Genomic DNA, 10718 nt, shown 5'->3' on the forward strand with positions numbered 1-10718 from the left:
CGGCAGATGTGTATAAGACACACCTACCCACGCACTCGGCGCCGCTGCCCTCACCCCCGGCCCCTCTCCCAAAGGGAGAGGGGAGTTGGGGAGAGTGCTCTGCGCGCATTCGCGACAGTGTTGCGTAGCAATAACGATGTAACATAACAAACCGTAGTCTGGCTGGGGCGGATCCCGTCAAAAGCGAGTCTCGAACTCGATGGCAATGGCGTTGTTGCCCTCGAGGTCGGTGCTGGCGCGGGTGAGGGTTTGTTCGTTGAGGCGGTAGCGGGCGCTGTAGCGGGTGGGCTGAAAGGGATCCGTCAGGTTGCGCTGCACCGAGAGGGAAGTGGCGGGCCCCAGATCGCGGGCCACTTCCAGGGCCAGGCCCACCGAGGAACGTCTGGGGGCACGGGTATCGACCTGGGGGACGGGGCTGAGGCGAACCTCATCCAAGCCGAGGGTGTCCCGCAGCGTCTCCACCACATCGTTGAGTAGGGCTGTTCCCGCCAGTCCGGCCACCCCGGCTTCTGGATTGAGTTGGGCCAAAGCTGTTCCCCCCAACAGGGCGACAATCTCTTCTGGGGAGCGGCTGGGACTGCTAGAAAGCGTCAAAACCCCGTTGCGGGGATCCGCAGCCGCAAGCTGGCTGGCCCGTCCGTTGACAGTGGCCAAGATCTCGATGCTCTGCTGGGATCCCGGTAGGGTGCGGTTGGTCTCAAAAGGAGAGAGCTCCTGGGGAAAGCGATACACCTCGAAGGCTTGGGTCACCAGGCGCAGGTTTAAAAAAGGATCGAAGGGGTTGTCTAGGTCAAAGGTGGCGGTGTTGGGGCGGGAGCGATCCAGGCGAAAGTTGGCAATGGGCAGGCTGACGCGGCCTCGCTCCAGGGCAATGGTGCCCGCCGGACGTAGATCTTGGGGAGTGCCAAACAGGCGCAAGCTGCCGCTGGCGTTGAACTCAAATAGGTTGGGGCGCTGCACGCGGATCCCAGGCCCCAAGACCAGCTCCAACCCGTTCAGCCGCGGCTGCCAGAAGGGATCTACCTGAGTCGCGTCTGTAGGAGCTGCCGCTTGGCGCGGGCTGACATCGACGATTCCATCGGAGATCTCTAGGTGTCCCTCCATCAGAGGCCGCAGCAGCAGGCCGCCCACCGTCACCTCTCCTTCCAGGCGGCCTGTGTAGAGGTTGGGCAGGTTGAGCTGGATCCCTTGCAGTTGCAGCGTTAAGGGTGGCGCGGTCTCGTCCCTCTGCAGGGCGCCGCGGGAGTTGACGGGCAAAAAGCCGTTGGCCAACAGGGATCCGCCCCCCAACTGGCCCCGCAGCTCCCGCACCTCCAATTGGTTGAGGTTAAAGACAATTTGGCCGGTCAGGTCGGTGATGGGCTCCGGCAGGGCGGCCAGTTTGAGGATCCCGGAGCTAAGGCTGAGGTTCCCCTGCAGGCTGGGCTCTCGCAAGGTGCCGCGGATGGCCAGCTCCAGTTGGCTTTGGCCGCCCTCCCAGCGCACCTGGTCGGTGAAGAGGTTGACCAAGCGCAGGCCGCCATTCTCGGCTTGCAGGCTGAGGTCGATCTGATCCGAGGCGGCCCGCACCTTCGCAAAGGGCAGGGTGTAGGGCACCAGGCCAGAGAGGCGGATCGGCTCGTCGCCGTTGGCCAGCAGGGCGCCTTCCAAGCGCAGTTGTCCCTGGTGGTAGTCAAATTGTCCCCCCACCTCCTGCAGCGGCACCTGGTTGATCTGGGCGTTCACCACCGTCAGGGAACCGCGGGCAAGGGGATCCCGCAGGTTACCTGCCAGCTCCACATCCAGGTTGAGATCCCCTTGGAGTTCCAGCCCATCCGGCAGGAAGCGATCCAGCAAAGCCAGAGGAAACCCTTGAATTTGCAGGGATCCCGACTGTTCCTCCAGGCCCAACTTGCCGGTGAAAAGGGCTTGGCGTTCCCCACTGCGCAACAACAGTGGCTGCAACACCACTGCCCCCTCGACCAGGCTGCCGCTGGCGGTGAGGCTTTCAACACCAAACTCCTCCGCTTGCCAATTCTGGCCCTCCAGGTGAAAGCTGACGCTGGGCCGGTTGAGGTTGCCGACGAGGCTGACGCTAGCCTGAAATTCCCCCCGCAAGCTGGTGGGCGGCGGGATGCGGGGATCCATGCGGCTGGCCAGGGCCTCCAGGTGGGCAGCCAGGATCTGGGCGTAGTATTCTAGCTGCTCCCAGAGGGGATGGTTGGGCAGACCAACCGGATCCGTCCGCAGCACCGCGGCAGGGCCCAAAGGTGGCAGCCGAAAACCGCGGCTGGTGATATCGCTCCACTTCCGCCACTTGAAAGTAGAAATGATATCTTCCAGGCGGCCCCGGCGGGTGCTGATCTGCAGGTCGATTTGGGGAACGGGAGCCGCCGAGGTGGGATCCAGAGAGGTCGCCGGCAGCTCCAAAGTACCGCTGGCGGTGTAGAGGCTCTGGAACAGCTCCAGTTGGGCTTGGGCAAGGGTCAGACGAGCGGGGCGAGAGTCGTCTCCAGGGTGGTAAGCGAAATCCACTGCAAGGCCCTGCGCCTCGAGATTGCCCAGTCGCAGCCCCTCGACCGCAGCTTGACCTTGAGCAGCGCCACTGGCCAGGTCAAGCGCCACCTCCCCATCGAGGGTTCCCTGCAAGCCGGCCCATGCCCCAGCAGCCACCCCCCCCAGCCAAGCTAGCGGCAAGCGGTTCGCCACCACCTGCAGCTCATCTTGCTGTCGTTGGCCGCGCACTTCCGCCTCGCCCCGCCGCAGCTCGAACTGCAAGGGCCGAAACTGGGGATCCAACTGCAGCGCCAGCCGCTCCCGCGTCCCCGCTAGCTCCACCGTCGTCCCCTGGCTAGACCAGCTAAAGGGCCCAGCCAAGTCGGCAAAGGCTACCTCCCCCACCTGCAAGCCGCGCAACTGGGCCTCCCCCGTCACCTGTAACTCCTCCAGGGAGCCGCGGAGCTGCCCGGATCCCTGCAGCAATCCTGCCACCCTCGGCGGCAGGCCGAGTACTTCTGCCAGGGGGATCCCGTCAGCGGCAAAGTTCAGATCCAGGGATCCCACCTGCAGCGTCTGCGGGTCTACGGGGATCCGTCCCTCTAGCCTGGCCAAGCGGGTGGTGCCGGCCAAGATCTCTGCCTGCTGGATACGCAGGTCAGATCCTTCCCAAGCTACCTGGCCGCGGATGCCGTCAACCCATGGCCATCCCCTCTCTCCCAAAGGCTGGGACAGGGCTAGCGACCCTTGCGCTCGCAACGCCGCCAGGAAACCCACCTCCGCCGCCTCCGCCGTGTTCATCTGCGCCATCAGCTCCCCGGAGAGGGATCCCGGCCACTGGGGGTTAAAAAAGGCCAGCGGCAGATCCTGGGGAGCCAGCCGCGCCTGGAGTTGCCCTGCCGCCCACCTTCCCGCCACCTGGGCCCGGCCCCCGCCCAGCTCCAACACGGCCTGCGGCACCTCCACCGCCCAGCCCCCCGCCTCGGGCAAGATCTGAAGCTGTCCTCTGCCGGCAATCTCTCCCCCTTGGGTTTCCCAGGTGGCCTCCACCTGGGGCCGGGATCCCGTCAGCGCCACCTGTACCTGAGCACTTACCGGCCCCGCCCAGGGCAGCTCGCCCCGCCGCGGCAGGTTGAGGTCGTAGAGGGCCAGCACCTGCTCCACGTCGGCCCCGCTGACCTGCAAATTGAACTGGCCCGCCAAGCCGGCAGCCCATTGCAGTTGTCCGGATCCCTGGATGCGTCCGCCGGCGGCCTTCAGGTCAATTTCCTCAAAGGCCAAGGTCTGGTCGGCCCAGCGGAAGCCAAAAGCATATTCCGGCACCGCCAGGCGATCCACCTGCCCCGGCGAGATCCCTTGCAACTGCCCTTGGATCTGCGGTCCCTTGAGCGGCCCAGTAACCGCCAGGGATCCCGCCACCACCCCTGCCGCCGCCACCGGCAGCTCAAAGTTGAAAGTCTCCTGGATTTGCTGCAGGCTGGCTGGAGCCATGACAGCTTGCAGATTGAACCCCTCGTTGTCGCCGAAGGCAATGGAGCCGTTGAGATCCCCGAAAGAGAGCTGGCCAAAGCGACCGCTCACCCCCTGCAGATCCAGCTCCTCTAGGGTAAAGCGAACAGAGCCCTTCACCTCTTCAAAAGGATGCGGCAACCTCTCCAACCCCAGCCGCGCCTGCTGAACCTGGGCTTGCCCCGTCAACTCCAAAGGGCGATTTCTTCCCCAGAGGACTTGCAGAGCCAGACCAGCCTCCCCCTCCACCTCAGTCCAGGGCGCTGCCGGCAAGATGCTGGGCAGTAGCTCCAAAGGCAGGCGCTGGGCGGCAACCGTCACCGCGCCAGAAGCCTGGGCGAAATCCGCCACCCCCCTAAGCTGCAAGGGGTACCCTCCTTCCCCTGCCAGAGGGCGCAGCCGCGCCGAGAGCTGGAAACTGGCCCGCCCCCCTGCTTCCTCCCCAGGCGGGGCACTCAGCCACACCTGCACCTGGCCCTGCAGATGGTCAAACTGGCGCCGCTCCCCCACCAAAGGGATGGCCGTCAGGGATCCCTCCTGCAAACGGACGTTCAGCCCCTGCAAGGGCAGGGATCCCTCCCCTTCTGGAAGTTGAAACTGCACATCTGCCCAGCCGCGATCCAGCGTTTCCATCAGCAGCAACTGGGGCCGGTTCAGGGTAATGTTGAGCACCCACTGGCCTGTTTGTAGCCAGGTCCAAAAGTCGGGGCTGAGGTCGATAGAGCCGATGCTGGCCAAATGTTCGATGTAGCTTTCTCCCAGCCTCACCTGCCAAGGGGCCACAAACCTTACCTCCCCCAATTCCACCCGCCGGCGCATCGCCTGCGAGAGGGTTTCTTCTACCTGGGGCAGCACCTGATTTTGAAGATACGCCCCGATTCCCCAGGCGGCGCCCAAGGCAGCAGCCGTCAAGCCCAAACCCAACCCCGCCCCCACCCCAATCCAGGTCTTGGAGGAGAGGGGAAATCGTTGCTCTTTCTCGCGCTGATCTTCGCCCAACACCCACCCTCAGGGATCCGAACCACCCCAGTTGAGAAGCCCTGTTTGGCCCGCAGGCCGGCCTCCTCTGAATAGGGGAAGCTGCCCCCATCCTACCCAAGGACTCCCGGCCTGCCACGAGGGGACAGAGAGAAGAGATCCCTGCCCCCAGCCGCAATCCCCTGCCCGCGGAAAAATACCGTCTCGCCCGCAGGGATGCTAAGCTATCTCCACGCCCGAGATCGGGCCTCCATCTTCTGTCGAGATAGACAAAAGGAGAAAAGCCATTCCGGAACCTCTGTCTCTGACGGTCAGCTTGCGCGGCAGCCGCGAAGCGCTGCAAAACTGCCAGGTCTTTTACCTGACGGGCCTTCTGGATGCCTTTTCTGAGCCGGTCTTTGTTAAGGTGGTCACCAAATACTTAGAAGAGGGATCCCCCAACCTTATCCTGGATTTGACGGGGATCGACTTCATCGATAGCTCCGGCGTCGGTGCCCTGGTGCAATTGGCCAAGCTGGCACAGAGCCGTGGAGGTATCTTTCAGGTGGTGAGCAACCCCCGCGTCACCCAAACCGTGAAACTGGTACGGCTAGAAAAGTTTTTGTCCTTGCGCAACTCTCTGCAGGAAGCCTTGGATCGCCTGAGGGAGGAAGGCACGGGCAATCCAGAAACCACCTGATACATGGGCCTGGGAACTTTTTGGGGGATCAGTGCTGGAGCCGGGGATCCCGAGTGGCTGACCCTCAAAGCAGCCCGCATCCTCGGCGCCGTCCGCTGGGTGGCCTGCCCTCAGAACGCCATCGGCCAGCCGGGTTTAGCCTATCAAATCGTGCGCCCCTGGCTGCGACCGGAACAAACCCTATTGCCGTTGCATCTGCCCTTTGTTACCCAAGTTGAGCTTCTGCAGGCGGCCTGGCAAGCGGCTGCCGAGCAGCTGGTCCCGCTTCTAGAACGGGGTGAGGATGTGGCCTTTGTGTGTGAAGGAGATGTGGGCCTCTACAGCACCTTTGCCTACCTGGCCCAGGCCCTGCAGCAGCGGATCCCTGACTTGCCCATCCAGGCCATACCGGGGGTGTGCTCTCCCCTGGCTGCCGCCGCCGCCCTCGGATCCCCTTTGGCGCTCGGCTCCGAGAAATTGGCGATCCTACCCGCTCTTTTTGCCCTGGCGGAGCTGGAGGCGGCCTGTGCCTGGGCAGACGTGGTCGTGCTGATGAAAGTGGCCCCTGTCTATCCTCAGGTTTGGCAGTGGTTGGCGGCAAGAGGTTGGCTGCAGCAGGCCAGCTTGGTGGTTTGGGCCGGTTGGCCGCAGCAAGTTCTCTTCCCCACCCTAGAAGAATTGGCCGACTATCGCCCCCCCTACTTTTCCCTGCTAATCCTGCGCTCTCGGCCCCGGAATTGAAGTTCTCCCCGACACCCTTCTGAAGTGGGAGGCCCACTTGAAGCCGGGTCGAGTGGCCTCGGTTAAATCCTCGGCTGAGCTGGGGATCCAGCCCCCCCTGCTTTCTGAAAAGTTTCTAAAAAGTAGACCTTGCTTCTGGAAAAAGGCAGAGGATCCGACTGCAAGATCTACTGGAGACCTATGTTGAAGAAATATGGGAAGGACGATTAAAGAAATGACCTAGACTGTTAAGAACAGTTGCCAGCCATTGTAGAGGGATTTGACCCAAGCTAGATTAGAGATGTGGTGATTCAAGCAAGGAGGATAATATCTCAGCTTCATCTCAAAGGCGAGACACCAGCCTGCAATCTGCTCAAGCTCAAAGCTCCCTGTCGGTCAACGTTTTGATCCAATCTCATACGAACTTCCGATCCGTTGCGCCGGCAGGTTTCTATAGCAAGTGGTTGTCTTGCCCAGCGGGGCACCTGGCACCTACGACAGGTTTTCCTCTAAGGAAGGGACATGGGAGCTAAATCAAATAGCGGTCGGATCTGTTGAGGTTAGCCGCTGCAACGATAAGAGGTCGTTTACCTCTGGTGAGATGGCAAGATGGCAAGCGGTTTTACCGGTTGAGGAGGTGCTGGCCTGCTATTTCGAGTCTCCGTTTAGGATCAGGGAAGAGGTGGAAAACCGATGCTCGGTTGGGTTCAGGTGCTCCCCCCTGCAGACTCTGGCGAATCACGACTCTGCTCAGGAGGTCAAGGGCTGCGGGCTTTAGCAATTTTGGGTTCGCCCAGTTCATAGTTTCACTCTCGCTTGGAGGAGGTTTTTATGCTTGCCTTTCTCTCGAAAATTGCTAGAGCAGTTATCCGCGTGTTCACGCCTGCCAAGTCTGATCTGATTGAAGTAGGTTACCAGCCCATTACCGATGATGTCTATCGCGTCAAAGGCTCAGCTCGCTATGCGGGTGAGCTGTAGGGCACAGTGCGAGAGCGGGTCAGGTTTTGGCGCTTCAACACTCGGGAGCAGAGCTTCAAAAGTTGGTTCGTCAGGTAGCTGTTCCACTTTCCCCGTCGATTGAGCAGTTGAACTCATCAAAAGGAGGAGGGTGAGCTCGGAACAATCGAATAGAAGCTCCAACAAGTGAAGGGATAGCGAAGTTTGGGTGCAGGTGACCTGCATCAGGGTGGGTAGTTTCCCCCCACTTAGGTTTTACTGGTTCAGTGGCGGTGCCGCTGGGGTTGCCGCCACTTCTTGTTGGTTGCGAGTTGCGTGCAGCTTCTCTGCGAAAATAGCAAGGACGCTTGCAACAGATGCTTGAGCGCCCTGTTTTCCTCTGTGTTGCCCTCCCTCGTGGTCTATCCCGTCACACTGGGTGATCTGGATCCCGTGGCGGAGGTTCTCGCCCAGGTGTTTTATCCGCCTTTGGGTCTGCAGGGCTGGCTTTACCCGATTCACAAGCTGGGCATCCGCCAAGATTTGTGCCTCAAGCTGGCGGCCAGGGATCCGCACTACTGCTGCCTGGCGGCGGCGGTGGGATCCGAGGTGGTGGCCACTGCTGAGATCTCCTTGCGGGCCATGGCCCATGGCAAGTATCCCTATCTTTCCAACTTGGCGGTGTTGCCCGCTTGGCGGCGGCGCGGGATCGCGCGGCAGCTTTTGCTCAGCGCCGAAGGCGTGGTGCAAGGTTGGGGCTATCGCCAGTTGTATCTGCACGTGGTGGAAGACAATCTGCCCGCCCGGCAGCTCTACGCCCAACTGCGCTACACTCCCATCCAGCGCACCTCTCAACTTTGGCGGTGGCTGGGGATCCCACCCCAGCTTTTGCTCTGCAAGTGGCTGCTGTGAAGTTATGTAAACTAGAGTTAGGGAGCTGGAGAGATGTTGCCGTGATTGTCAAAAAAGTGGCCAGGATCGGGCGCTGGCTGGGCCTGGCAGGGTTGTTTGCGGTTTTGCTGGTGAGCTTTGGAGGTGTCCAGTCCGCCTTGGCCCAGTGGGGCACCACTCCCCTGCCGGAGATCGGGGCGCCGGCACCGGAGTTTGAGCTGCCGGATCAGTCGGGCCAGGTGCGGCGGCTGGCGGATTTTCGCGGCGAGTGGGTGGTGCTCTACTTCTATCCCCGCGACTTCACTTCCGGCTGCACGATCGAGGCCCGCCGCTTTCAGCAGGATCTGCCCAAGTTTCAGGCTCTGGGGGCACAAATTGTGGGCGTAAGCGCCGACTCGGTGGATTCCCACCGGCGGTTTTGCACAGCAGAGGGGCTGCAATTTCCTTTGCTTTCCGATCCTGAGGGCACCGTTAGCCGCGCCTACGGCTCCTGGATGGGCGAGATGGCTCTGCGCAACACTTTTTTGATCGACCCCGACGGGATCCTGCGGGCCATCGACCCAATTGTCAACCCCTATCGGCACAGTGCCGAGGTTTTGGCCCAATTGCAAGAGCTTACCCAGGCCGGCTAGTCCTGTGGGCCAAAGGTCTGCTCGAACTCTTGCAGCAGCTCGTCGATTTCCTCGAGGGCTTGATTGACATCGACCCGCAAGCTGCCCAGGTCTGGCTTTTCCAAAAGCTTGACCAAAGCTGGCCGGCGCTCACGAATGCGCTTGATACGCTCTTTTAAGGCGGCAATTTCGGCTGCGTCCATGGCTACAGAGATTGTTTCAACTTCTCCAGCCTATCGCTTTCCCACCCGGATTGTCGCCCATCGTGGGGACCACACCCACGCTGAGGAGAATACCCTGGCCGCTTTTGCGGCGGCCATCGAAGGCGGGGCCGACGGGATTGAGCTGGATGTGCGCCGCAGCCGCGACGGGATCCCGCTGATTTTTCACGATGCCGAGCTGGAGGGGCAGCCGTTGGCGGCGCTCACCTGGGCCGAGATCCGCGCCCGCAAGCCCACGATTCCCACCTTAGAGGAGGTGCTGCTTCAGGTTGGAGGCAAAATTGCCCTCGACCTCGAGCTGAAGGAGGCCGGCTACGAAGAACAAGTCCTTGCCTTGATTAGCAAGCAACTGTCCCCGGATGCCTGCGTGCTCACCTCCTTTTTGCCCCAGGTGGTAGGGCGGCTGAAAGAGCTTTTGCACCGCGGCAGTTCCGCTCCCCCTTTCCAGGTTGGCCTGTTGGTGGAGGCGCAGTCGGAGGAAGAGAAGGGATCCCCCTTGGCCTATTGCCGCGAGCTGGGGGCCGACTTTCTCGCCCCCCACTACTCTTGGCTGAACCTGCCGTTTTTGGCGGCGGCGGCCCAGGCCAGGATCCCGCTCTACGTCTGGACGGTGAACGACCCGGAGATCATGGCCTTCTGTTTGCGCCCGCCTGTGGAGGAGCTGCCGGTGCAGGGGCTAATCACCGACCGCCCTCAGTTGGCGCTACAAATTCGCGCCCAGCTCTGGGCCGCCTCCTGAGGATCCCCTGCCCTAGACCATGGGCACAAATTGCACCGGGAAAGCGCCCTTTTGCACCACCCCTTTCGGGGTTTTGTGGAGGATCAGCAAGGATTGGGATCCCTGGCTTTCGCCCACCGGCACTACCAACCTGCCCCCCACCGCCAGTTGATCCAGCAGCAGCGTCGGCAGGGTTGGGGGGGCTGCTGTGACCACGATGGCGTCGTAGGGGGCGTGTTCCGGCCAACCTTGATAGCCATCTCCCTGGCGCACCTCCACGTTGCGGTAGCCTAAGGCAGCAAGGGTTTGCTGGGCACGGGCGGCCAAGGGAGACAAACGCTCCAGGCTATACACCTGTCGGGCCAGCTCGGCCAAAATGGCCGCCTGGTAGCCGGATCCGGTGCCGATCTCCAGCACCACCGATTCGGGTGTGAGGCAGGCCGCCTCGGTCATGAAGGCAACGATGTAAGGCTGAGAGATCGTCTGGCCGTAGCCAATGGGCAGCGGGCAATCCCTGTAGGCGCGATCCCGCAGCTCCGGGGGAACAAAAAGGTGACGCGGCACCTTGCGCATTGCTTCCAGCACCCGCGGATCGCGGATCCCCCGCTGCAAGATTTGCTCCCTCACCATCCGTTCCCGTTGGGCAGCAAAAGGACAAGCCTGCCTCTCCCCACCGCCAGCGGCAGGCTCAGGAGCGTCCAACTCGGCAGCCGGGATCCCAGCCCAGGGGTTAGAAGTCCTCTTAAAGAGAGATGAGAACAACCTTACCATTGGCGCACAACCTCCGAAGCTAACAGCTTGCCGGGATTTTCCGGGAATGCTGCGCCGTAACTGCACCCAGCTCGGGATCCCTTAACTCGATTCTGGCCCACTTCCCAAGAGACTTCCAGCTTTAACGTAAGGTGCGGAATTCCCCACCGTCTGTACGGTGGGGATGGATAGCACCCTCTGACTGATTCTGGATGTATTGCTTCACAATTTCTAGGCAGCAAATCATGCCA

Annotated in this window: 9 protein-coding genes; 6 read left to right on the forward strand and 3 right to left on the reverse strand. The window is 61.8% G+C overall.

Translation table 11 applies throughout. The features are described from left to right. Window positions 1-177 precede the first annotated feature (177 nt). Window positions 178-4983, reverse strand: a complete 4806-nt coding sequence (locus NW845_RS10985; protein ID WP_414378534.1) for a translocation/assembly module TamB domain-containing protein — start codon at window positions 4981-4983, stop codon at window positions 178-180. Between the two features lie 295 nt (window positions 4984-5278). Between NW845_RS10985 and NW845_RS10990 the strand changes: the two genes are divergently transcribed. The 5 genes from NW845_RS10990 (at window position 5279) to NW845_RS11010 (ending at window position 8799) form a co-directional block, all read left to right on the forward strand. Continuing rightward, the gene (locus tag NW845_RS10990; protein WP_414378536.1) at window positions 5279-5641 is read left to right on the forward strand and encodes an STAS domain-containing protein; all 363 of its coding nucleotides are present in this window, start codon (window positions 5279-5281) and stop codon (window positions 5639-5641) included. Between the two features lie 3 nt (window positions 5642-5644). Next, window positions 5645-6361 carry a precorrin-2 C(20)-methyltransferase gene (locus NW845_RS10995; RefSeq protein ID WP_414378538.1) on the forward strand — a complete coding sequence of 239 codons (717 nt, stop codon included), beginning with the start codon at window positions 5645-5647 and terminating at the stop codon, window positions 6359-6361. A gap of 810 nt (window positions 6362-7171) precedes the next feature. Then, window positions 7172-7318, forward strand: coding sequence for a hypothetical protein (locus NW845_RS11000; protein ID WP_414366036.1), 147 nt, complete (start codon window positions 7172-7174; stop codon window positions 7316-7318). Window positions 7319-7657: 339 nt separating this feature from the next. After that, window positions 7658-8188 (forward strand): GNAT family N-acetyltransferase, encoded by a 531-nt coding sequence (locus tag NW845_RS11005; protein ID WP_414378540.1) that lies wholly within the window; start codon window positions 7658-7660, stop codon window positions 8186-8188. Between the two features lie 41 nt (window positions 8189-8229). Further along, the gene (locus NW845_RS11010; RefSeq protein ID WP_414378542.1) at window positions 8230-8799 is read left to right on the forward strand and encodes a peroxiredoxin; all 570 of its coding nucleotides are present in this window, start codon (window positions 8230-8232) and stop codon (window positions 8797-8799) included. On the opposite strand, the gene NW845_RS11015 is transcribed toward NW845_RS11010, so the two are convergent. Further along, entirely contained in the window at window positions 8796-8981 is a 186-nt protein-coding gene (locus tag NW845_RS11015; RefSeq protein WP_414366040.1) for a hypothetical protein, read from the reverse strand. The two genes, NW845_RS11010 and NW845_RS11015, sit on opposite strands and share 4 nt — an antisense overlap. Here NW845_RS11015 and NW845_RS11020 point away from each other — a divergent pair. Further along, on the forward strand, window positions 8980-9738 hold the full coding sequence (locus NW845_RS11020) for a glycerophosphodiester phosphodiesterase (RefSeq protein ID WP_414378544.1): 759 nt from the start codon (window positions 8980-8982) through the stop codon (window positions 9736-9738). The genes NW845_RS11015 and NW845_RS11020 overlap by 2 nt on opposite strands. A gap of 12 nt (window positions 9739-9750) precedes the next feature. Here NW845_RS11020 and NW845_RS11025 read toward each other — a convergent pair whose 3' ends face one another. Further along, entirely contained in the window at window positions 9751-10347 is a 597-nt protein-coding gene (locus NW845_RS11025; protein ID WP_414378546.1) for a protein-L-isoaspartate(D-aspartate) O-methyltransferase, read from the reverse strand. Between the last annotated feature and the right edge of the window lie 371 nt (window positions 10348-10718).

The sequence above is a fragment of the Synechococcus sp. H60.2 genome (assembly GCF_047462315.1).
GTDB lineage: Bacteria > Cyanobacteriota > Cyanobacteriia > Thermostichales > Thermostichaceae > Thermostichus.